At 45.6% G+C, this 22,652-nt stretch carries 21 protein-coding genes; 8 read left to right on the forward strand and 13 right to left on the reverse strand.

The annotated features are described in order from the left end of the window. Positions 1–27: 27 nt before the first annotated feature. From ICN36_RS03405 to ICN36_RS03420, 4 genes are read left to right on the forward strand one after another with little or no spacing between them, the layout of a single operon-like run. Complete coding sequence (locus tag ICN36_RS03405) at positions 28–1,308, forward strand: polyhydroxyalkanoate depolymerase (protein ID WP_216227006.1); 1,281 nt, start codon at positions 28–30, stop codon at positions 1,306–1,308. Between the two features lie 24 nt (positions 1,309–1,332). Further along, positions 1,333–2,049: an electron transport complex subunit RsxB gene (gene rsxB, locus ICN36_RS03410; protein ID WP_370623415.1), complete on the forward strand. Its 717-nt coding sequence runs from the start codon at positions 1,333–1,335 to the stop codon at positions 2,047–2,049. Then, positions 2,049–2,705 (forward strand): endonuclease III, encoded by a 657-nt coding sequence (gene nth, locus ICN36_RS03415; RefSeq protein ID WP_216227143.1) that lies wholly within the window; start codon positions 2,049–2,051, stop codon positions 2,703–2,705. Before rsxB ends, nth begins: the two co-directional genes overlap by 1 nt. After that, a complete protein-coding gene (locus tag ICN36_RS03420; protein ID WP_216227008.1) occupies positions 2,692–3,123 on the forward strand; it encodes a DUF1841 family protein in 432 nt (143 codons plus the stop codon). The genes nth and ICN36_RS03420 overlap by 14 nt, the downstream gene beginning before the upstream one ends. Here ICN36_RS03420 and ICN36_RS03425 read toward each other — a convergent pair. The 6 genes from ICN36_RS03425 to ICN36_RS03450 form a co-directional block, all read right to left on the reverse strand. Continuing rightward, positions 3,120–4,082, reverse strand: a complete 963-nt coding sequence (locus ICN36_RS03425; RefSeq protein WP_216227009.1) for a tripartite tricarboxylate transporter substrate binding protein — start codon at positions 4,080–4,082, stop codon at positions 3,120–3,122. The two genes, ICN36_RS03420 and ICN36_RS03425, sit on opposite strands and share 4 nt — an antisense overlap. Positions 4,083–4,100: 18 nt before the next feature. Continuing rightward, positions 4,101–4,886 carry a substrate-binding domain-containing protein gene (locus ICN36_RS03430; protein ID WP_072583196.1) on the reverse strand — a complete coding sequence of 262 codons (786 nt, stop codon included), beginning with the start codon at positions 4,884–4,886 and terminating at the stop codon, positions 4,101–4,103. Between the two features lie 7 nt (positions 4,887–4,893). Next, positions 4,894–5,334, reverse strand: a complete 441-nt coding sequence (locus ICN36_RS03435; RefSeq protein WP_216227010.1) for an HIT family protein — start codon at positions 5,332–5,334, stop codon at positions 4,894–4,896. Between the two features lie 114 nt (positions 5,335–5,448). Further along, on the reverse strand, positions 5,449–6,747 hold the full coding sequence (gene aceA, locus ICN36_RS03440) for an isocitrate lyase (protein WP_072583092.1): 1,299 nt from the start codon (positions 6,745–6,747) through the stop codon (positions 5,449–5,451). A 260-nt stretch (positions 6,748–7,007) separates the two neighbouring features. Beyond that, positions 7,008–7,874, reverse strand: a complete 867-nt coding sequence (locus tag ICN36_RS03445; protein ID WP_370623402.1) for an amidohydrolase — start codon at positions 7,872–7,874, stop codon at positions 7,008–7,010. A gap of 9 nt (positions 7,875–7,883) precedes the next feature. After that, the gene (locus ICN36_RS03450) at positions 7,884–9,146 is read right to left on the reverse strand and encodes an MFS transporter (RefSeq protein WP_216227011.1); all 1,263 of its coding nucleotides are present in this window, start codon (positions 9,144–9,146) and stop codon (positions 7,884–7,886) included. Positions 9,147–9,253: 107 nt separating this feature from the next. On the opposite strand from ICN36_RS03450, the gene ICN36_RS03455 reads away from it, so the two are divergent. Further along, complete coding sequence (locus ICN36_RS03455) at positions 9,254–10,996, forward strand: 5-oxoprolinase/urea amidolyase family protein (RefSeq protein ID WP_216227012.1); 1,743 nt, start codon at positions 9,254–9,256, stop codon at positions 10,994–10,996. Beyond that, positions 10,996–11,715 carry a 5-oxoprolinase subunit PxpA gene (locus tag ICN36_RS03460; RefSeq protein WP_216227013.1) on the forward strand — a complete coding sequence of 240 codons (720 nt, stop codon included), beginning with the start codon at positions 10,996–10,998 and terminating at the stop codon, positions 11,713–11,715. Before ICN36_RS03455 ends, ICN36_RS03460 begins: the two co-directional genes overlap by 1 nt. On the opposite strand, the gene ICN36_RS03465 is transcribed toward ICN36_RS03460, so the two are convergent. Continuing rightward, the gene (locus ICN36_RS03465) at positions 11,712–12,944 is read right to left on the reverse strand and encodes an MFS transporter (RefSeq protein ID WP_216227014.1); all 1,233 of its coding nucleotides are present in this window, start codon (positions 12,942–12,944) and stop codon (positions 11,712–11,714) included. The two genes, ICN36_RS03460 and ICN36_RS03465, sit on opposite strands and share 4 nt — an antisense overlap. Positions 12,945–13,006: 62 nt before the next feature. Continuing rightward, complete coding sequence (gene clpB / locus ICN36_RS03470; protein WP_216227015.1) at positions 13,007–15,610, reverse strand: ATP-dependent chaperone ClpB; 2,604 nt, start codon at positions 15,608–15,610, stop codon at positions 13,007–13,009. A gap of 103 nt (positions 15,611–15,713) precedes the next feature. Between clpB and ICN36_RS03475 the strand changes: the two genes are divergently transcribed. Further along, positions 15,714–15,956, forward strand: coding sequence for a GIY-YIG nuclease family protein (locus tag ICN36_RS03475; RefSeq protein ID WP_083564245.1), 243 nt, complete (start codon positions 15,714–15,716; stop codon positions 15,954–15,956). 116 nt (positions 15,957–16,072) lie between these two features. Further along, complete coding sequence (gene ggt / locus ICN36_RS03480) at positions 16,073–17,671, forward strand: gamma-glutamyltransferase (RefSeq protein WP_216227016.1); 1,599 nt, start codon at positions 16,073–16,075, stop codon at positions 17,669–17,671. 75 nt (positions 17,672–17,746) lie between these two features. Here ggt and oxlT read toward each other — a convergent pair whose 3' ends face one another. The 5 genes from oxlT to thrC form a co-directional block, all read right to left on the reverse strand. Then, positions 17,747–19,015 carry an oxalate/formate MFS antiporter gene (oxlT, locus tag ICN36_RS03485; protein ID WP_216227017.1) on the reverse strand — a complete coding sequence of 423 codons (1,269 nt, stop codon included), beginning with the start codon at positions 19,013–19,015 and terminating at the stop codon, positions 17,747–17,749. A gap of 183 nt (positions 19,016–19,198) precedes the next feature. Beyond that, the gene (gene moaE / locus ICN36_RS03490) at positions 19,199–19,654 is read right to left on the reverse strand and encodes a molybdopterin synthase catalytic subunit MoaE (RefSeq protein ID WP_216227018.1); all 456 of its coding nucleotides are present in this window, start codon (positions 19,652–19,654) and stop codon (positions 19,199–19,201) included. A gap of 1 nt (position 19,655) precedes the next feature. Next, positions 19,656–19,913 (reverse strand): molybdopterin converting factor subunit 1, encoded by a 258-nt coding sequence (gene moaD, locus ICN36_RS03495; RefSeq protein WP_216227019.1) that lies wholly within the window; start codon positions 19,911–19,913, stop codon positions 19,656–19,658. Positions 19,914–19,931: 18 nt separating this feature from the next. Next, positions 19,932–21,155: a gephyrin-like molybdotransferase Glp gene (glp, locus tag ICN36_RS03500; RefSeq protein WP_216227145.1), complete on the reverse strand. Its 1,224-nt coding sequence runs from the start codon at positions 21,153–21,155 to the stop codon at positions 19,932–19,934. A 40-nt stretch (positions 21,156–21,195) separates the two neighbouring features. Continuing rightward, the gene (thrC, locus tag ICN36_RS03505) at positions 21,196–22,638 is read right to left on the reverse strand and encodes a threonine synthase (protein ID WP_216227020.1); all 1,443 of its coding nucleotides are present in this window, start codon (positions 22,636–22,638) and stop codon (positions 21,196–21,198) included. Positions 22,639–22,652 lie beyond the last annotated feature (14 nt).

Below are 22,652 nucleotides of genomic sequence, written 5' to 3' on the forward strand. Positions count from 1 at the left end.
CGGATACACTGAATTACCGGAGGTACCATGCTATATCAGTTACATGAATTTCAAAAAGCCCTACTTCAACCAGTTAGCTCATGGGCACGCGCTGCTTCTGAAGCATTTATTAACGCTTCTAATCCCGCGTCTAAAGTTCCGGGGTCAGATCGATTGGCTGCCAGCTACGAACTCCTCTATCGCTTAGGCAAGGATTACAAAAAACCGGAATTTGGTATTCGCTCTGTTAAAGCACATGGTCACGAAGTTGCGATTCATGAAAGAACAGTCGTCTCAAAGCCTTTCTGCAACCTGATTCGTTTTAAGCGCTTTTCTGATGATGTAGAAACCATCAAGAGCCTCAAAGAAGATCCATCTGTATTAGTGGTCGCTCCAATGTCTGGACACCATGCCACTTTATTGCGCGATACCGTACGCACCCTCTTGCAAGACCACAAGGTTTACATCACCGATTGGATCGATGCTCGCTTAGTTCCAGTAGAAGATGGTGAGTTTGGCCTTGATGACTATGTTCATTACGTTCAAGAATTCATTCGCACCATTGGCGCAAAAGATTTACATGTGATTTCAGTTTGCCAACCCACCGTTCCAACATTAGGTGCAATCTCATTGATGGCATCAGCTGGTGAAGCCACTCCAGCCTCCATGATCATGATGGGTGGCCCCATTGATGCACGCAAATCACCGACTGCAGTAAATAACCTAGCCGATCAAAAGTCTTTTGAGTGGTTTGAGAGTCACGTGATTTATAACGTGCCGCCTAACTATCCAGGCGCAGGTCGTCGTGTATATCCAGGCTTCTTGCAGCACACTGGCTTTATTGCCATGAACCCGCAAAACCATTTGCAATCTCATTGGGATTACTTCCAAAACTTAGTGCGCGGCGATGAGCAGGATGCTGAATCACATATCCGCTTCTATGATGAGTACAACGCGGTATTGGATTTGGATTCTAAGTTCTACTTAGACACCATCAAGACTGTTTTCCAAGACTATTCATTGCCAAACGGCACTTGGAAAGTTGCTGGTGAACTCGTAAAACCACAAGACATTAAAAAGACTGCTCTACTCACCATTGAAGGTGAGTTGGACGACATTTCTGGAAGTGGTCAAACACGCTCAGCACACGGTTTGTGCGCCGGCATTTCAAAAGAGAACAAAGATCACTACGAAGTTGCTGGTGCTGGTCACTACGGTATCTTTGCTGGTCGTCGTTGGCGCGAGAAGGTGTATCCAAAGATTAAAACGTTTATTCGTGAACATCAAAATACGAAAAAAACAGCTACTCGGACTACTAAGTCTGCATAAATTAAGGGCTCTTCGGAGCCTTTAATTTTAAGAAGCTATCTAGAAGTAATTTTTATGAGCCAGACGAGTAACCTCATCGAACAACTTGAGGACATTCTTCCGCAAACGCAATGTACTAAATGCGGCTACCCAGATTGCCGTGGATACGCAGAGGCAATGGCCTCTGGTGATGCACTACCCAATCGATGCCCACCCGGTGGCATAGAAGGCATTCAGCGTCTGAGTAAGGTGCTTATACCTATTTACCCACAAGATGCCTTTGATCTCCATTCAACCATTGATCCAGACTGCGGAGTTGAACGCCCTAGGCCGGTTGCTTTTATAGATCCACAAAAGTGTATTGGCTGCACCCTATGTATTCAGGCGTGTCCTGTTGATGCGATCGTTGGTGCATCCAAACAGATGCATGTGGTGCTGGCTGAGTGGTGTACGGGTTGCGACCTCTGCATTCCACCGTGCCCAGTCGATTGCATCAGCATGATTGATGTCACTGAAAGTAAAACCGGCTGGGAAGCTTGGTCTCAGGAGTTAGCTAATGCTTCTCGTCAGCGTTATCACGATCGCGAACAACGTCTTGATAGAGAGCAAAAAGATAATGATGATCGCTTGGCAAAAAAGGCTGCGGCAAAATTATCCATGGTTAATGCAGAAATTTCTTCCTCTGCCGATGAATTAAAAGAGCAAGAACGCAAACGCGCCATTATTGCTGCAGCCATCGCAAGAGCCCAACTAAAGAAATGATGAATCCAGAAAAGCGTCGTGCTTTTTTCGAGCAGCTTAAAGCCAATAACCCTAAGCCAGAAACTGAACTGGAATATAGCTCGCCATTTGAGTTATTAATTGCAGTACTACTATCCGCACAAGCGACTGATATTTCTGTAAACAAGGGTACACGCGAGCTCTATAAGGTTGCAAATACCCCGCAAGCCCTGCTGGACTTAGGTGAGAAAGGCGTTAGACCCTATATTCAGCATATTGGCTTATTCAACTCCAAAGGCAAGCATATTCAGGAGACCTGTCGACTACTCCTGGAAAAACATGGTGGTGAAGTTCCTCAAACCCGTGAAGAATTAGAAGCTCTTCCAGGTGTTGGCAGAAAAACAGCTAACGTCATCCTCAATACCGCTTTTGGAAAAATTGCCATGGCTGTTGATACTCACATTTTTAGAGTGTCTAACAGAACTGGCCTAGCGCCAGGCAAGGATGTTCTCAAAGTGGAGCAGCAATTGCTTAAGCGTGTACCCAAGGAATATTTATTAGACGCACATCATTGGCTTATTTTGCATGGTCGATATACCTGTAAGGCGCGCAACCCGGATTGTGCACAATGCATAGTAGAACCACTATGCGGCTTTAAACAAAAAACTGGCAAAGGAAAAGTTCGTGGCGATATTTAATCCAACTCGTGAAGAAGTGCGGCGTTTTTTCTGTGATACCTGGAAAAAGAAGACCGAGAATCACATTCTTGATCCGATGGAGACACTCGCAAGCGATTGGATGGTTGAGCATCCTGAATATCACGACCTACTAGCGGACCCAGAGGGTGCTCTAGGACAGGACTACACACCAGAGCGCGGCGAGACTAATCCATTCCTACATTTATCAATGCATTTGTCGATCAGCGAGCAGATCTCTATTAATCAACCTCCTGGCATTAAAGAGATTGCAGACAAGCTGTCACAAAAACTAGGTTCAATGCATGAAGCACAACATGTCATCATGGAATGCTTAGGCCAAGTTATGTGGGAAGCACAGCGTGAGGGACAAGCACTCAATCCAGAGAAGTATCTCGAAGCCCTCAAGAAATTGGTTTAATCCTCTTTCATATTGGCGCGTTTCACTATAGGCTCCAGCCTTGTCTTTTCATCCGCCAAAAATTTAGTAAACGAAGCCCTTGTTCCTGGTGATGGCTCAATGCCCTGCGGAGTCAAACGACTTTGTACTGCAGCAGTTTTTAGCCCTGCATTGATTGCTTGATTCATTTTCTCCAATATGGCATCTGGCGTACCTTTAGGGGCAAAAACACCGGCCCAGTGGCCTATGAAAACTTCAGGATATCCCTGCTCCTTCGTTGTTGGAACATCAGGTAGAGCAGTAATTCTTTTATTCCAGGTGGAGGCAATTGCTTTTAATTTGCCGCCCTGAATCTGCGGAATTACTACAACGCTGGCCTCTGAGGTTGCATCAACTTGATTAGAGATAACAGCTACCATTCCTTCGGAACCACTCTTGTAAGGAATGATTTCATACTTGCCGCCACCCTTCACCTTCAACATTTCGGCGACAAAGTGTGGAGTACTTCCAGTACCGGCAGTAGAAAAGTTTAGGCCTTTTGGGTCTTTCGCCAACACCAGCAGATCTTTCATATTATTAATTTTTGAATCTGCCGAGACAACAATAATGGATGGGCTTATAGCAAGCATTCCAACCGGTACTAAATCCCCTTCCTTATACGGCATGGATGACTTAATCATTGGGTTGGTCACGATTCCGCCGGCACTAACAAAGAAGGTGTAACCATCTGGCGCGCTCTTTGCTACAAAGTCTGCACCCAATACAGAGCCAGCCCCTGGCTTATTCTCAACAATGATGGGTTGACCCAATTGCTTTGAAGCCGCTTCAGCAACCACTCTTGCAACCGTATCGTTAGCACCACCAGGACCAAACCCAACAACAAATTTAATTGGGTGATTAGGCCAAGGATCAGCAGCAAATGCCGAGTTAAGACCTAAAAAGGGAAGGGCAACCAGAACAACACTCGAAAAAAACTTCATTTTATTTTCCTATTTATCCTACCAAGGTAATGTCGGCAATACCGGCTTCAATCCTGCCTTTTGAATGGTTGGCGCTGCCTTTGTTGATGCTAAGAACATAATTAAATCTTTTGACGCATGTACATTTTGGGTGTTACTCGTAATGCCTGCAGAAAATAATACTGTCTTTTGCGCTTCTTGCGGCAGCTCACCAATAAAGGTTACGCCAGGAATCGGAAGCAGCTCACTTACTTGCTGAAAGCCCAAGTCTGCATCTCCTCTAGCTACAACTGAAGCAACTCTTTCGCTATATATTTTTCTTGCAGTTTTATCCATCTGCTCAGAAATACCCATTTTTGGGAAAAGCTCTGTCGATAAATAAACGCCGCTAGCGCTTGCTGAATAGGCAACTGATTTAGCGTTTAACAGGGCAGCTTTAAGCCCGCTCATAGTGCTGATATCTGGCTTTGGTGCGCCAGCCTTTACTACTGCACCCATGACCGATTCCACCAGATCTACCCTAGTCCCTGATTGAACTACGCCGTTTTTAATAAACCCATCTAAGGCAGGTGCAGCCAAAATAAGCACATCAAATTGCTCACCCTTGGCCAATCTAGAGGGAATGGAATCTGGTGCAGCCCCCATGGATGAGCCATACGAAATAATTACCTTGTTTGGCGATTGCTTTTCATACTCAGGGACCAAGTCTTTCAACGCTTCCGCAAATGCGCCTGAAGTAATAACCCGAATCTCATCTGCATGGACAAAACCAACCGACAATACATTGGTTACAAGTATTAAAGAAACAAAAAATAACTTACGCATTAAATCTTTAAGATAGATTAGCAATTGCAGCCTTAATGGCTATAGGCAGTTCTTGGGCTTTACTTCTTCTAGCATCCAATACAGTCGGTTGTGTTTCTTGGGTTTTCTGAGACCAAGCAGAACCCGGGAAGAATGCATCATCTTTAAATCTAGGGATGATATGCCAATGAATATGAGGAACCATATTGCCTAGAGCGGCGATATTGACCTTATTCGGATGCATGACGTGGCGAATAGCTTCTTCCACAGCAAACACCAAAGCCATCAGATGATCTCGCTCTCCATGGCCAAGATCGGTCATTTCGGCTACATGTCGATTCCAAATCACTCTACAGAAACCAGGTAGATCAGGGTCGTTCACCAGAATGACACGGCAGTCATCTCCACGCCAAATAAGCTGCCCTTCTTCGGGTTTGAGTTCGTCTTTACAGAGTACGCAATTAGTCATGAGAAGAATGTAAACGAAAACGGCACCTAAGTCACCCTTGTGGGGTCATTTAGGTGCCGAGGCAGTATTGGTGTATTACTGCTTACTACTGACTACTTAGGGATCTATTAAGGCTTAATGGAACTGCTCTTCTTCAGTAGAACCAGTCAATGCTGTTACAGAAGACTTACCGCCTTGAATCACGGTAGTTACATCGTCGAAGTAACCAGTACCTACTTCTTGCTGATGTGAAACGAATGTATAACCACGGTCACGAGCAGCGAATTCAGGTTCTTGTACTTTCTCGATGTATGCAGTCATTCCGCGCTGCATGTAGTCTTGAGCCAAGTCGAACATGTTGTACCACATAGAGTGGATACCAGCTAATGTGATGAACTGATACTTGTAGCCCATTGCGCCTAATTCACGTTGGAATTTAGCAATCGTTGCATCGTCCAAGTTTTTCTTCCAGTTGAAAGATGGTGAGCAGTTGTAAGCCAACATCTTGCCTGGGAACTTCGCGCGAATTGCCTCAGCAAACTGACGAGCAAACTCAAGGTCAGGTGTACCAGTTTCACACCAAACCATATCAGCGTAAGCAGCGTAAGCTAAACCACGTGAGATCGCTTGATCCAAGCCCTTACGTGTTTTGTAGAACCCCTCTGGTGTGCGCTCACCTGTCAAGAATGGCTTATCGTTTGCATCGTAATCAGATGTCAATAAATCGGCGGCTTCTGCATCAGTACGAGCCAAAATGATGGTGGAAACGCCCATAACGTCAGCAGCTAAACGTGCAGAGATCAATTTCTGAACAGACTCAGCAGTAGGCAACAATACTTTGCCGCCCAAGTGACCGCACTTCTTAACAGAAGACAATTGGTCTTCGAAGTGAACGCCAGCAGCACCTTGCTTGATCAATGCTTTGCTTAATTCAAATGCATTCAATACACCACCAAAACCAGCTTCAGCATCAGCAACGATAGGAGCGAAATATTCAATATAGCCAGCGTCACCTTTGTTGATACCTTTGGCTGTTTGGATTTCATCAGCACGTTGGAATGAGTTATTAATACGCTCAACCATTTTAGGAACTGAATCTACTGGATACAAAGATTGGTCTGGATACATCGCTGCGTATGAGTTACCGTCAGCAGCAACCTGCCAACCAGATAAGTAAATTGCTTGTACGCCAGCTTTAACTTGTTGCATTGCTTGACCACCAGTCAAGGCACCCAAACAGTTAACGTAAGCTTCGTTGTTTACCAATTCCCAGAGACGCTCAGCGCCATGCTTAGCCAAAGTGTGCTCAATTTTCAATGAGCCGCGAAGACGCACGACGTCCTCAGCTGTGTAACCACGAGTAATGCCTTTCCAGCGTGGATTGGTATCCCAGTCTTTTTGTAATGCTGCGATTTCTGCTTTGCGATCTGCCATGTTTTTCTCCCTAAGTTAAATAAGTACTTCAAAATTTGAAAATCTTTAAGACCCATTCAAGTCTTATGTCTTATATAAGAGTTTAGACAGTTCGATAAAGCACGCAAGAGAAATTTGAGATATTTTTGAAAATATTTAGTTATTTAAATTCAATAACTTATGTTCTTATTTTTACAATGCGGAATGCACATCCATTGCTTGGAATAAAACAAGGGGTAACTTGCTGCAGTGCATTTTACGCAGCGTAATGCAATTTCACATTATGAAAAGTAAAGCGTCTGCGGATTGGTGCAGAGGATGCGATTGCGAATGGACTCATCTGGCGCATACAAAGCGAGGCTTTCAAGCATCTGCGCCACAGTTGGCATAACACCCCAATTGGCCACGTGCGGCCAATCAGAACCCCAGAGGCAACGATCAGGCGCGGCATCAATTAATGCCTTTGCATAAGGGACCACATCTGGATAAGGGGGTGATTGATCAGTTAATCGATATGCACCTGACACCTTGACCCATGCCCTCTCTCGCACCAAATCAACGAGTGCTTTAAAACCAGGTGAATCCAGACCAACAGAAGTTCTTAAGTAGCCCATGTGATCAACCACTAGCGTGGACTTTAACTTTTGCATGCGCGGCATTAACACTGGAAGATCATTTGCATCTAACAAAAATTGAATATGCCATCCCCAATCCCTTGCTAGCGCATCACATTCTTCAAGCCTTGAGATATCTAAACCGCCACCGGAAAACATCAGATTCATACGAATACCCACTACGCCGGCATCTTTCATTCGCTGGTAATAAGAATCCGCTTGACCAAGCAACGGTACCGCGACTCCACGCAAGCGATGCGGATAATTTTTCAACACCTTCAGCATTGGCTCGTTATCTTGACCATTTACACTGACTTGAATTAGCACGCCATAGGTCATCCCAACCTCATCAAGCATTCGGATGTATTGCTCCTCTGTTGCCTCAGGAGAGGTATAAGAACGATCAGGCACAAAACTAGCAGCGCTAATGACGTGTGCATGAGTGTCTACGGCACCTACAGGCATCTTGAAAGGAAAAGGACCGCCCTGATGATCGGGCGGTCCTGGGCAAAACGGAATATCTTTTTTTGTCACAAAAAACCGTTAGTTAGCCTGCAATTCGCGTCCTTTAGTTTCGGGAAGAATTACTGCGGCTATAAAGAAAACGCCGTAAGCAATGACTGCAAAGATCGCAATCGCCATGGCCAATCCATATTGAGCCGAGAAGTAACCAACTAAAGCAGGGAATAAGGCGCCGATACCGCGACCAAAGTTGTAGCAAAAGCCCTGACCAGATCCACGCAAACGTGTTGGGAATAACTCAGTTAAAAATGCACCCATACCTGAGAAATAACCGCTGGCAAAAAATCCTAAAGGAAAGCCAAGCCACATCATCATTTCATTCGTGATTTCTAACTGGGTATAAGCCAACACCAAAACAATTGCACCCAATGAGAAAGTCGTAAAGAGTTTCCGGCGGCCAAAGCGATCAGCCATCCAAGCGCCAACTAAATAACCAACAAAACTACCAACAATTAAGAATGCCAAGTAACCAGTGGAACCAACCACTGTCAATTTACGCTCAGCCTTTAGGAAGGTTGGCACCCAAGTAGTAATAGCGTAGTAACCACCTTGTGCACCCATGGTTAACAAAGAAGCAAGAATAGTTGTTTTTAAAATACCAGGCTTGAAGATTTCAAAAATAGATGGTGATTCCCCGGCTGCCTCTACTTTTTCACGAGCAATCTTCGCAATCTCAGGCTCCTCTACATTACGACGGATATAGAGCAAAAGTAATGCTGGGAAGAAGCCCACAACAAACATTGCGCGCCAGGCCATATCTGCCGGCAATAAACTAAACATAATGGCTTGTAAGAGAACTGCAGCGCCCCAACCTACTGCCCACGCGGATTGCACAGTACCTACAGCACGACCACGATATTCAGCACGAATAGTCTCGCCCATCAATACTGCGCCAGCTGCCCACTCACCACCGAAACCAAAACCCAAGAGTGCGCGAGCAATCATGAGCTGATTAAAGTCTTGTGTGAATGCACAAATCAAACTAAAACTAGAGAACCAAAGAATCGTGAACTGAAGAGTGCGAACACGACCGATTCGATCGGCTAAATAACCTGCAAACCATCCACCAAAAGCAGAGGCTAAAAGAGTTCCGGTTACTGCAAGACCGGCCATACCCCGATCAACCTGCCATACTGCAATAATGGTTCCAATTACTAAAGGGTAAATCATGAAGTCCATGCCGTCTAATGCCCAGCCTAAGAAGCAACCCCAAAAGGTTTTCTTCTCCTTGGGATTCATGACTTTGTAAAAACCAGTCAGACTGGTATCTGGTTGTTGACTCATTTTGTCTCCTTTATTTTTTAGGCTTTAAATTAATGAATGAGTACCATCTTTATAACTCAATTACTCCTGCTGCAGGGCAAACTAGAGAAAACCCTTAACACTCCATCATGATGCACTGCACACTAATTGGCGACCACAGCATATCGATTGATTTCTCAAAATCAAAGCAAGCTTTAAAAGATATTCATGAGCTTAGCAAATTGCTCTTAGCCGAAAAACCCTTATGGGCTGCTGAAGTCGTGCCCGGATTGGATTCATTGGTTATTCAATTGCAGAGTGGAATTAAGGAGCCAAGCTTAACGCGCCAGCAAGCTTTCGCAGACCTAGAAAAAATCAGCAAGCAAGGAGAAAAGCAAAAGAAGCATTCGGCTTATCCAGCCAAGATTCACCGCATTCAAGTTTGCTATCACCCAGATGTTGCATTAGATCTACACGCCATCGCTAAGGCCTGCAAACTATCCACTGAAGAGACAATCTATCTTCATAAAAACAATTTTTATACGGCAGATATTCTAGGTTTTATGCCTGGGTTTGCGTACTTCAGTGGCCTTAACCCCAAGTTGGCCCTACCTCGCCTGCCCTCTCCCCGGCCAGCAGTCCCGAAAGGTAGCGTGGCAATTGCAGAGTTACAAACCGCAATTTATCCACGAACTACACCTGGGGGATGGAATCTGATTGGTAGATCCCCCAATCAAATGTTTGATATTCAAAATCATCCGCCAGGATTATTCATGGCGGGCGACCAAATGAAGATTGAAGAAATTACATTGGATGAGTTTCAAAAATTAGATCGGAAAAATTCACATCAGGAAGTTATCCGCGCACTAGATAAAAACAATGCTGAAGGATCTATTGAAGTATTACAGTCGGGAACTTTTACGAGCATTCAAGATGAGCCAAGATTGGGATTTTCACATTGGGCAGTGGGCCCTGGAGGTGCTTGCGATTTATCCTCATTGCATCTTGCCAATGCTTTAGTGGGCAATCCAATAGGAATGGCTGCTATAGAAATGACGTCTAGCGGTCCAACCCTTCTATTTCATCAAGCAACTTGTATCGCCTGGGTTGGAGCAGATTGCGATGGCATTGTGAATGGTCAACGCATCCCTGGGAATCGACCCGTTTGGTTAGCAAAGGGAAGTACGCTTAAATTCTTGCCGTTCAACTCCGGATTCCGTGCGGTATTAGCGATCGGCGGTGGGCTACAGTTACCAGAGATTTTAGGTCGCTCAGGATCACACATCAGTGCAGATATCGGACCAAAGCGTATAGAAAAAGGTCAAATTTTATCGCTCACGAATCCTCATGCGCCACTCAAATCTACCTTATTGAAACCTCTATTCAAAGAAGATCAATTGCCATGCTATACAAAATGGCATGTGAGATCACCTTTTGTGCCTCTAAGAGCGGTTACCCCCGTCCATTGTTTAGCAGGCCCGCATTTATCCCTCCTCCCGATTCAAGAGCGAGAATTATTTTGGTCCACTATTTGGACTGTGAGCAATCAAAGTAACCGCATGGGCCTGCGTCTTCAAGGTGAGTTCAAGGTAAAAAAGGATTTGCCCAATATCCCATCGCAAGCAATTACGTTTGGAACTTTACAGTTCCCACCATCACATGAACCTATTGTGATGCTTGCAGAGCACCAAACCACCGGTGGATATCCACGCTTAGCCGAAATTATTCGCTCCGATATGGTGAAGCTAGCGCAAGTTAGACCAGGCGAAAAAATACAATTTATCCCTATCGATATTCAGGAGGCAGATCTTTTGAATACGGAAGCGTTAAAGTTACAACAATCAACCATTAACTCGATTCAAACAATGATTCAAACCAGTGGAAATACATAATGGACATTAATAGCGATATGGGCGAAGGCTTTGGTGCCTGGGAAATGGGTAACGATGCCTTATTACTTAACTACATTACATCCACCAATATCGCCTGTGGATGGCATGCTGGTGATCCAGCCCGCATGAAGAAATTGGTTGAAATGGCAACCCAAAAGAGTGTGCATATTGGGGCGCACCCTGGCTTTCCGGATCTCGAGGGATTTGGAAGGCGAGAGATGGCTATATCTGAGCAAGATGCATACAACTATGTCCTCTACCAGGCTGGCGCCTTAAAAGCTTTTGTTAAGGCCGCCGGAACTACATTACATCATGTCAAACCCCATGGTGCCCTATACAACCAAGCAGCTAAGGACATGAAGCTTGCTAGAGGAATAGCACGGGCCGTAAAAGATTTAGGCCCCGAAGTCATTCTATATGGTTTAGCAGGAAGCTGTATGATCGATGCTGCAAAAGAATTGAATGTGCCGGTATGGCAAGAGGTATTCGCAGATCGCAAATACACTAAAGAAGGTTTTTTGGTTCCACGAAGTCAGGCGGGCGCTGTCATTGAGGATGAATCCGAAGCACTTAACCAAGCGATCGATATGTCAAGGAATGGGAAAGTGATTGCAATTGATGGTAGTGAAATCAAAATCCAGGCCGATACCCTGTGTATTCATGGCGACAATCCGCGTGCGGTTGAATTTGCGAAAAAGATTAAAGCCGCATTACTTTAGGCTGCTTGCCGGCTTTTTGATTTCACCTGAAAAACGGTTGGAATAATCATGAGCTGGAATACAACGATTCCAAGGAACAAGGCTTTGGGCAAACCAGCATCCATAAAGAAGCCAAAAATAAATGGGCCAACTGCCGCGCCTAAATCAATCCCCGAATAGACGATTCCGTAAACCCGTCCAGCTACACCTTGTGGAGTCGCCTTTTTCACCAGTAGATCTCGTGAAGGTGCCACCACTCCATACCCGAATCCCAGAGCAAAGAAAATGATGGGAATGAGATCAATTGAAATAAATCCTGTAGATAGCAATAAGCACATTACTACCGTAATTGAGAGACAGGTAGAGACAATTCCTTCTGGTGCCTGCAACTTTGCCGCTAAGTAACCCCCAAATAAAACCCCTCCAGCACTCCCTAAGGCCAGAAGCGTGATGTAGTAACTGCCTACATTCAAAGGAATCTCATAAATACTAAAGAGCGCGCTTGGTGCAAAAGATTGCAGGCTGGATGTAGATGCCATGCTAAAGAAAAAGAAGGCCCAACATAACCAAACCGCTGGCAAACGCAAGAACGCAAATGGACTTTCCTGAGCCACGCCAGGATTGGCAGCCTGCGCACTCTCATGCGTATTCTCATGACGCTCTTTGACATTATCTAAGAGGTCATTTTTATTAACCCAAAGAATCGCCAAGACACAAGCCTCTAGCAGGGCTGCAGACAAGAATGCAATCCGCCAATCAGCTAATTGAGCAATCGCCACCATGAAGGCTGGCGCAGCTGCCCAACCCAAGTACCCGGTGACACCATGCATTGAATAGGCGTATGGAAGATTGGGTGGTGATACTTTGTGATTGATAAGCGTGTAATCAACAGGATGAAAAATACCATTACCGCAACCAGCAATGACCGCGCCCAGTAACAGCATGGCGTAACCATTGCTTTGTGAATATACCAGCGCTGCAAGTACAAGCAAACCAACACCACCGAAGAGAACTGGTCTAGCCCCAATACGGTCCACTAAAAAACCAGATGTAGCTTGAGCTATACAAGACACGACAAAAAAGACTGACATGAGTAAACCGAGTTCGGCATAACTCAATGCAAAAGCATCCTTCAACCATGGGAACATGGGAGGTAGCACTAAATGAAAGAAATGAGAGCTGCCGTGAGCTAGGCTAATGAGACCAATAACCCGGACATCACTGGCACGCCTACTAAGCGCAACAGTCATGTACCGAGTTTACTAGGGCAGGAATATTCCTGCTGAACTACGTATTTGCTACTTAGGACTAATTAATGAACCTGACGGCTAAAGCTAAACTCACCTGCCTTATCGACATCGACAGGCACTACATCCATGGGCCCAAACTTGCCCTCCAAAATCATCTTGGAGACTGGGTTTTCAATATGCTGCTGAATCGCCCGCTTAAGCGGTCTTGCTCCAAAGACTGGATCAAAGCCCACCTCGGCAATCTTATTCAGAGCGGCGTCACTGACCTCAAGCTGCATATCGACCTTAGCCAAACGATCTGACAAGTTTTTAAGCAGAATCTTCGCAATATTGGCAATATTGCCTTTGTCCAGACCATGGAATACAACGATTTCATCAATACGGTTCAAGAACTCAGGGCGGAAGTGATTTTTTAATTCTTCAAATACCGCTTCTTTAATTTCTGCTTGCTTCTTATCTACCATTGACTGAATCAAATGCGAACCAATATTACTGGTCATCACAATGACAGTGTTCTTAAAGTCCACAGTGCGGCCTTGACCATCAGTTAAGCGGCCATCATCAAGCACTTGCAAGAGCACGTTAAATACATCTGGATGCGCTTTCTCAATCTCATCGAACAAGATCACGCTATAAGGATGACGACGAACTTGCTCAGTTAAATAACCGCCCTCTTCATAACCTACATAGCCAGGAGGCGCGCCAATTAAACGGGCAACGCTATGCTTCTCCATGAATTCACTCATATCAATCCGAATCAAATGATCTTCGCTATCAAACAAGAAGCCAGCCAATGCTTTGCAAAGCTCAGTCTTACCAACACCAGTTGGCCCAAGGAATAAGAATGAGCCGTAAGGACGATTCTCTTCTGCCAAACCAGCGCGGGAGCGACGAATTGCATCAGATACTGCACGAATCGCCTCTTCTTGACCAACCACGCGCTTATGCAATAACTCTTCCATCTTGAGCAATTTATCGCGTTCGCCCTGCATCATCTTGGATACCGGAATACCCGTCGCACGAGAAACTACTTCGGCAATTTCTTCTGCGCCAACTTGAGTGCGTAGTAATTTGTTTTTCACAAGGCCATCTTTATCGCCCTTGGCTTCTGCAGCAGCAGCAGACTTTAACTTAGCCTCGAGCTCAGGTAACTTGCCATATTGCAACTCAGCAACCTGCTCTAATTTGCCATCACGTTGTAACTTTGCAATATCTACTCTTACTTTTTCAATCTCCTCTTTCAGCTGAGCTGCGCCCAACACGGCCCCTTTCTCAGCCTTCCAAACCTCCTCTAAATCAGCATACTCAGCGCCCAGACGTTTAATTTCATCTTCAATGAGGCCTAGACGTTTTTGCGAAGCATCATCTTTTTCCTTCTTAACCGCTTCACGCTCAATCTTCAATTGAATCATGCGACGCTCCAGCCTATCCATCACTTCAGGCTTAGAGTCGATCTCCATTCGAATGCGCGAACCCGCTTCATCAATCAGATCAATCGCCTTATCTGGCAAGAAACGATCCGTAATGTAGCGATGCGATAACTCAGCAGCCGCAACAATCGCTGGATCAGTAATTTCGATACCATGATGCAGTTCATATCGCTCTTTAAGACCACGTAAGATGGCAATAGTTGCCTCAACGGTAGGCTCTTCCACCATCACTTTTTGAAAACGACGCTCCAAAGCAGGATCTTTTTCGATGTACTTGCGGTACTCATCCAAAGTCGTTGCCCCGATGCAATGCAATTCACCACGGGCCAAGGCGGGTTTGAGCATATTGCCGGCATCCATTGCGCCATCACCTTTACCAGCACCAACCATCGTATGAATCTCATCAATAAAGATAATGGTTTGACCTTCATCTTTAGCGACATCACTGAGAACTGCTTTCAAGCGCTCTTCGAATTCACCGCGGTACTTAGCACCAGCTAGAAGTAAGGCCATATCCAAGACTAGGACGCGCTTATTTTTCAGAGTCTCAGGCACTTCGCCATTAACGATGCGCTGCGCTAAACCTTCAACGATCGCAGTCTTACCCACACCAGGCTCACCAATGAGTACAGGGTTATTCTTACCGCGACGTTGCAAAATCTGAATGGTGCGACGAATCTCATCATCACGACCAATGACTGGATCGAGTTTGCCCATACGAGCCCGCTCAGTCAAATCTACTGTGTATTTCTTTAAGGCTTCACGTTGGCCTTCAGCATCTGCACTATTCACTGATTCTCCTCCGCGCACTAAATCAATAGCCGCTTCTAACGATTTGCGATTTAATCCATTCTCTCGGGCAACTTTACCGAGCTCACCCTTGTCATCGGCCACTACCAGCAAGAACAATTCGCCTGCGATAAATTGATCATTACGCTTATTGGCTTCTTTTTCACAAAGATTTAGCCAGTTACTCAAATCACGGCCAACCTGCACTTCTCCACTAGTACCCTGCACCTCAGGGAAATTGCCAATAATCTTCTCAACGCCTTTTTCTAGACCGGGAACATTGACTCCAGCTCGAGTCAATAAACTCTTGGCGCTACCATCAGAATCTCGCAACATCGCCAACAGCAGATGGGCTGGCTCGATGTATTGATTATCTTTAGCTAAAGCAATGCTTTGGGCCTCACTTAAGGCCTCTTGAAATTTGGTTGTTAATTTATCTATTCTCATTTTTTGTACCCAATCAACTCCATCTATATCTATTTATAGAATATAAGGGCAATATTAATAATTTCAAGCATCTACCCCACTTTTAACCCTAATTTTTCCTATTTTGACCTGGCTTGTTTACCTTCTTGAATGCGCTGACGGCACCTACTATGCCGGCATCACCAATCGTATGGAGCATCGCTTAGAAGCCCATAACTCAGGGCAAGGCGCTCGCTATACAAGAGCGCGCAGACCAGTTGTCCTCTTGGCCACTCAAGAGCACCCTAATCGATCTGAGGCATCGAAAGCCGAGCTTCGCCTAAAGAGCTTGCCGCGATCCCAAAAGCTGACTTTCTTTCAGAATTAGAAGTACTCATTGGCCATGTGAGGTTAACCAAATTTGTGCATGACAAGTCAGTTAACTGCATGCATGAGCCCTACAATATAGGCATAAAAAACCAATTATTGAACTGGAGACCAATCATGCAACCAAAATGGGGAACTCGAGGAATGGCGGTCGCGCCACACTCCTTAGCATCAGAATCAGCCTTAGCTGTTTTACGAGAAGGCGGGAACGCCTTAGAAGCAATGATTGCTGCAGCAGCAACTATTGCTGTGGTCTACCCCCATATGAACTCCATAGGCGGAGACTCCTTCTGGGTTATTCATTCTCCTGGCAAAGCAATGGGTGGAATTGATGCCTGTGGCGCAGCTGCTGGTTTAGCGACAAAGCAATGGTACGCAGAACGCGGCATTACCAAAGCAATCCCTTTTCGTGGTGCAGTAGCGGCCAATACGGTTGCTGGAACCATATCCGGTTGGGGCGCAGCACACAAGTTATCAAAACAGGGGTTAGGAGGCAAACTACCGCTGTCCCGTCTGCTGGCAGATGCGATTCACTATGCAGAAGCTGGCACACCGGTTACCTTCAGCCAATCAAGCCTCACCGAAAAGAAGCGTAAGGAACTCAGCCCTATTCCTGGCTTTGCAGAGACTTTTTTGGTGGATGGCAAAGCGCCTACTGTTGGCAGTATCTTTAAACAAGAACGTCTCGCAAAAACATTGCGTCAGATTGCTAAAAAAGGGACTGATGATTATTACCGCGGCGAACTGGCTGAATCATTAGCTAAAGAACTCGCAGAGCTAGGAAGCCCACTGAGATTAGATGACTTGCACCGTCACAAGGCAAAACTCATAGACCCTCTTGAGCTAAAACATAGCATGGGTAATGTTTACAACATGACACCACCTACACAAGGCGTTGTCTCATTGATGATCATTGGCATCTTGGATCAATTGAACTTAAAACGCTTCAAAGTAGATAGCCCAGAATACGTTCACCACTGCGTTGAAGCCACCAAGCAAGCATTTAAGATACGCGATCAGTTTGTAACAGATCCTGCGTATATGACAGAGAATGCGCAAACCTTCTTATCGCCTGCATTCCTGAAAAAGTTAGCCAAGAATATTGACCCCAACAAAGCACTTCCATGGGGCCAAGGTAAAGGTCCTGCAGACACCATTTGGATGGGCGTTATTGACGGTGATGGTAATTGCGTTTCTTTCATTCAAAGCATCTACCATGAGTTTGGCGCAGGCATTGTGCTTCCTACCTCAGGTGTCAACTGGCAAAACCGGGGTTGCAGCTTTTCTCTCGATCCAAACACACTCAATCACCTTGAGCCGTATCGTAAGCCTTTTCACACCCTTAACCCAGCGATGGCTTTATTTAAAGATGGTCGCTCAATGGTTTATGGAACGATGGGTGGTGATGGTCAACCACAAACCCAGTGCGCAGTATTTACTCGTACAGCAACTTATGGCCTTGACCCACAGGATGCTATTAGTCGCCCACGCTGGTTACTGGGTCGCACCTGGGGACAAACGAGTGATAGCTTAAAACTAGAATCACGCTTTGGTCCAGAAGTCGCAAAAGAACTTCATGCCTTAGGCCATGAAATTGAAATGTTAGACGCCTTTGATGAAACCGTTGGTCATGCAGGTTGCATTATTCGCAACCCATCCGGAATATTGCAAGGCGGATGGGACCCTAGAAGCGATGGCGCAGTGAGCTCATTTTAGTATTGAACAATTATTTTGTGAAATTAAAAAAGGCTACCTAATTGGTAGCCTTTTTTCTATGCAATATTTTTTAACTTATGCAGTCAGTGTCTTCATGTACTTAGCACGCATTGGGCGTAATACGAAGAACGCTAGGAGAGCTGCAGTAGCATCCAACACGATCATGATGGCAAATACTGGTAGCCAGCTATCAGTCACACCATGAATATAAGCTGCAACTGGAGCGCCGATAATGGAACCAACGCCTTGAGCCATGTATAAGAATCCGTAGTTTGTGGTGGCATGCTTTTGACCAAAGGTATCAGTCAAAGTAGATGGGAACAAGGAGAAAATCTCACCCCAACCAAAGAACACAATACCTGAGAGCAATACGAACATCACAGGATCAGAGCGTGTCATCACCCAAGCAGACATGGCAACAGCTTCCAAACCAAAAGCGATGGTCATCGTATATTCACGTCCAATGCGGTCAGATACCCAGCCAAATATTGGTCGAGTTAAACCATTGGTAACGCGATCAATGGTTAAGGCCAGAGGCAAGGCGGCCATACCAAAAACCATGGCTGATGTAATACCAAAATCTTTTGCAAATGCGCCCATCTGTGAGATCACCATCAATCCGGATGTAGACATCATGGACATCATCAAAAACATGAGCCAAAAAACTGGTGTCTTTAACATTACCTTTGGCGCAACTCCAGATGCAGCAGCCGCCATTTGATCGGCTGTTTGCACGCGATCAGCGTGAGGAACGCGAATACCTTGTGCAGCCAATAAGCCAACAGCACCAATAATGTATCCAAAGAATGTCAACGTGCCCTGAATGCCTGTATCAGTCAAACTAGTCGAGATTGGGAAAGTCGTCAGTAATGCACCGATGCCGTAACCAGCAGCAACCATACCTACTGCAAAGCCACGATTATTTGGAAACCAACGAACCATCAAGCCAACAACGCCGATATAAACAATACCGGTACCCAGGCCACCTAATACACCGTAGGTGAGGTAAAGATTAGATACGGTGGTCAGGTTCGCTGAAAGAACCCAGCTTGCGCCCGTCAGAATGGTGCCAATAGATAACAAAAGGCGGGGGCCAAACTTATCCACTAAATAACCTTGGAATGGTGAGAAAAAAGTCTGCAACACAATCAAGATCGAAAATGTTATTTGTAATTCGGTCAAAGTAACGCCAAGCTGACCCATGATCGGCTTCGTGAATAAAGCCCATACATATTGCGGGCTAGAAATGGACATCATACAAATGACACCCAAAGCCAATTGCACCCATTTCGACTTTAAGGGGTTACTACTAGCACTTTCCGTGCTCAATGCTGCTGCTGTCATGAGAATCTCCAGGGTTTTGTTGAATCAAAATTTCTTAATTGCTTTTGTTGTTGTATTTTGATCTAAATTTGCGGGTAATCACCAATATATTCCCTGAAATGGTGCAGAAGCACACATTTTGATGCAGCTTGATGCACCAATAAAAACCTCGAATGAGGATTTAATACATCAAGGAAAGTGAAGTCAGCTTAACTTCCAACGAGCCATTGCAACATTGTCAGTTACACGGGCATCAACCCAGCGAGCACCATCAGGGGTGTCTTCTTTTTTCCAGAATGGCGCTGCTGTTTTGAGGTAATCCATAATGAACTCACAAGCAGCAAAAGCTTCACCTCTATGTGCACTAGCGACCGCTACCAGCACGATTTGATCTTCGGGCAACAAAGGACCAACACGATGAATTACTAGGGTTTGATAAATATCCCAGCGGGCCTTGGCTTGATCCAGAATTTCCTGTAAAGCCTTCTCAGTCATGCCGGGGTAGTGCTCAAGCGTCATGCCTTTTACTTGGCTACCGTCATTCATATCGCGGACGGTACCCAAGAAAGTCACTACCGCACCAACACGTGGGTCACCTTTGCGTAGTGAGGCTATTTCTTCACTGACATCAAAATCACTTTCTTGGATTTTGATCGGCATATCAGCCTCCAGTTACCGGAGGAAAGAAAGCCACTTCAGCACCATCTTGCAATGGAGTGCTTGCATCAACCATATGCTGATGCAAAGCGCAGCGCAATACTTTACCTTCTGCTAAGACCTCAGCCCAAGGGCTACCGCGCTCGATAAGATGCGACCTAAGATCGGCAATGGTTTTGATTGTTGCGGGAATAGTGATACTCTCTTGCGAGACACCAAGGGCTTCACGCAATGAGGCAAAGAATCGTAATTCGAGTTTCATGAGCTTATCGTAAACCGATTATTTGAGAAGCGCATCAAAAGGGATGTACTTCACTAGATCACCAGTTTTAATTGGCTGGTTTGGTGGGCAATCTAACAAACCATCACCCCAAGAGGCGCTTGTGAGGACGCCAGAGCTTTGATTGGGGAATAAATCTAAGCCGCCTTGATCATTAATCTTGACACGTAAAAACTCATTGCGACGATCAGCTTTTAACCAATCAAAATCAGCGCGCATGAAATAGGATTGAGGAAGCTTGGCTTCGCGCCCCTGCAACTTCAAAATGAAAGGACGCACGAACAACAGGAAGGTAACGAAGCTAGAAACTGGATTACCTGGCAAACCAATAAACCAGGCCTCACCATCTTTGGGCTCATCTGATTTGCGAACTGCACCAAAGGCCAGCGGCTTACCAGGCTTAATGGCGATCTGCCACAGATCCAATCTACCCTCAGCAGTAACTGCCGGCTTAATATGATCTTCTTCACCAACTGAAACACCGCCGGAAGTGATGATCAAATCATGATCTTTACTGGCCTTACGCAATGCTGCGCGTGTTGCATCTAGGCGGTCTGGAACAATGCCTAAATCGGTCGCGTCACAACCTAAAGACTTGAGACAAGCCAATAAAGTATCGCGATTAGAGTTATATATGCCGCCTGGTTTTAAGGGCTCACCTGGAAGCGCCAACTCATCACCAGTGAAAAATGCTGCCACCCTTACCCGACGCTTAACGTTTAAATGAGTCAATCCGGCTGAAGCAGCAACACCTAACTCCTGTGGGCGCAAGAATGTGCCAGCAGTCAAACAAGTTTTGCCAGCTGTTAAATCTTCGCCTCTGCGACGAATCCACTGACCTGATGTTGGCGCAATATTGATGGTTACTTGATTAGTCTCACTGTCTGTCGCGCAATCCTCTTGCATTACCACTGCATCAGAACCAGGAGGAACGGGAGCACCAGTAAAAATTCTGGCAACAGTACCGGGCTCCAGTTGCATGCCCATAGAGCCAGCTGGAATACGTTGAGCAATCTTGAGAATACTTCCAGCAGTTTGAGTATCCGCAGTGCGCACGGCATAACCATCCATCGAGGTGTTATCCAATGGAGGCACATCAACTAAGCTACTCACGTTTTCAGAGAGCACGCGACCTAAAGCGGCCTGCATAGCAACCTTCTCATTCTCAATGACTGCTTGAGCATGAGAAAGCAAATGATCTAAAGTCTGCTGCGCAGTCAACATCGGTGGCTTAGTCATAGCGGCTTGTATTGCTCGGCGAGCATTAATTGAGATGCGTTGTGATGAAATCTTTTACTTGATTTACATCTGCGTCGATATTTTCTACACGCTGCGGCTTGGACTTAATGTCTTTGAAAGCAGGCGGACATTCTGCAGGGCGACCTAAAGCAACTTCAATAGTTTCTTCAAACTTAATTGGAAGTGCTGTCTCGAGCACAATCATCGGAATACCAGCCTGCAGATGATCGCGAGCTACCTTAATGCCATCAGCAGTATGCGTATCAATCATGACGCCGTAGCGTTTATCAATGTCACGAATAGTTTCTAGGCGATTCTCATGGGTGCTGCGGCCAGACTGAAAGCCATATTTACCAAGCTCTTTAAAGACTATATCTTTCGAGATATCAAAACCACCAACTTCATCAACCTGCTTGAACATAGCTGCAGTTGCTTTGCCATCTTTACCCATAAAGTCAAATACGAAACGCTCGAAGTTACTTGCTTTTGAGATGTCCATGGATGGACTAGAAGTATGCAGCGTCTCAGCAGACTTACGCGCACGATAGACGCCGGTGCGGAAAAACTCATCAAGCACATCATTCTCGTTTGTGGCAGCAATCAGATGCTCAATCGGCAGACCCATCATGCGGGCAACGTGACCAGCGCAGATATTGCCAAAGTTGCCGGAAGGGACGGTAAATGAGACCTTCTCAGAGCTAGATTTAGTAGCTAATAGATAACCCTGGAAGTAATACACCACTTGAGCAACTACACGACCCCAGTTAATCGAGTTCACTGTACCTATTTGGCTCTTTGCTTTGAAGGCGTGATCATTACTTACCGCTTTAACAATATCCTGGCAGTCATCAAAGACGCCAGCTACTGCTAAGTTAAAAATATTGGGGTCCTGTAAGGAATACATTTGCGCTGACTGAAAGGCGCTCATCTTGCCGCGTGGTGAAAGCATAAATACCTTCACACCCTCCTTGCCACGCATCGCGTATTCAGCCGCACTACCAGTATCGCCAGATGTGGCACCCAAAATATTGAGCTGCTGACCTTTTTTCTTGAGGGCGTACTCAAAAAGATTGCCTAGCAATTGCATGGCCATATCTTTGAAGGCTAACGTTGGTCCATTTGAGAGACTCAAGAGACCAATTCGTGTTCCATGTTCCTCGCCTAACCAATGCAAAGGCGTAATATCTTTAGCATTGTCTTGCGCACGACCATTGCAATAAACCTGCTCTGTATACGTTTTTCGCAAGAGTGCGCGCAAATCTGCTTCAGGAATATCGTCGCAGTACAAACTCAATACTTCATAGGCGAGATCGGCATACGACAAGCCACGCCAAGAATCTAATTGCGCTGCGGTGACTTTTGGGTACTGGGTAGGTAAATACAAGCCGCCATCAGGCGCCAATCCACCCAACAAAATTTCTAAGAATGATTGTTGTGGACTATTGCCACGAGTAGATTGGTAACGCATGTATTTTGCTAAGT

It is taken from the genome of Polynucleobacter sp. UK-Gri1-W3 (assembly GCF_018881595.1).
Lineage (GTDB): Bacteria > Pseudomonadota > Gammaproteobacteria > Burkholderiales > Burkholderiaceae > Polynucleobacter.

Coding starts and splice junctions, on each gene's coding strand:
- moaE (WP_216227018.1), bottom strand. CDS start 19,654: ATGCCGATCAAAATCCAAGAAAGTGATTTTGATGTCAGTGAAGAAATA.
- ICN36_RS03405 (WP_216227006.1), top strand. CDS start 28: ATGCTATATCAGTTACATGAATTTCAAAAAGCCCTACTTCAACCAGTT.
- moaD (WP_216227019.1), bottom strand. CDS start 19,913: ATGAAACTCGAATTACGATTCTTTGCCTCATTGCGTGAAGCCCTTGGT.
- ICN36_RS03455 (WP_216227012.1), top strand. CDS start 9,254: ATGATGCACTGCACACTAATTGGCGACCACAGCATATCGATTGATTTC.
- clpB (WP_216227015.1), bottom strand. CDS start 15,610: ATGAGAATAGATAAATTAACAACCAAATTTCAAGAGGCCTTAAGTGAG.
- ICN36_RS03425 (WP_216227009.1), bottom strand. CDS start 4,082: ATGAAGTTTTTTTCGAGTGTTGTTCTGGTTGCCCTTCCCTTTTTAGGT.
- aceA (WP_072583092.1), bottom strand. CDS start 6,747: ATGGCAGATCGCAAAGCAGAAATCGCAGCATTACAAAAAGACTGGGAT.
- glp (WP_216227145.1), bottom strand. CDS start 21,155: ATGTTGACTGCGCAGCAGACTTTAGATCATTTGCTTTCTCATGCTCAA.
- ICN36_RS03450 (WP_216227011.1), bottom strand. CDS start 9,146: ATGAGTCAACAACCAGATACCAGTCTGACTGGTTTTTACAAAGTCATG.
- ICN36_RS03430 (WP_072583196.1), bottom strand. CDS start 4,886: ATGCGTAAGTTATTTTTTGTTTCTTTAATACTTGTAACCAATGTATTG.
- oxlT (WP_216227017.1), bottom strand. CDS start 19,015: ATGACAGCAGCAGCATTGAGCACGGAAAGTGCTAGTAGTAACCCCTTA.
- ICN36_RS03435 (WP_216227010.1), bottom strand. CDS start 5,334: ATGACTAATTGCGTACTCTGTAAAGACGAACTCAAACCCGAAGAAGGG.
- ICN36_RS03465 (WP_216227014.1), bottom strand. CDS start 12,944: ATGACTGTTGCGCTTAGTAGGCGTGCCAGTGATGTCCGGGTTATTGGT.
- ggt (WP_216227016.1), top strand. CDS start 16,073: ATGCAACCAAAATGGGGAACTCGAGGAATGGCGGTCGCGCCACACTCC.
- ICN36_RS03460 (WP_216227013.1), top strand. CDS start 10,996: ATGGACATTAATAGCGATATGGGCGAAGGCTTTGGTGCCTGGGAAATG.
- thrC (WP_216227020.1), bottom strand. CDS start 22,638: ATGCGTTACCAATCTACTCGTGGCAATAGTCCACAACAATCATTCTTA.
- nth (WP_216227143.1), top strand. CDS start 2,049: ATGAATCCAGAAAAGCGTCGTGCTTTTTTCGAGCAGCTTAAAGCCAAT.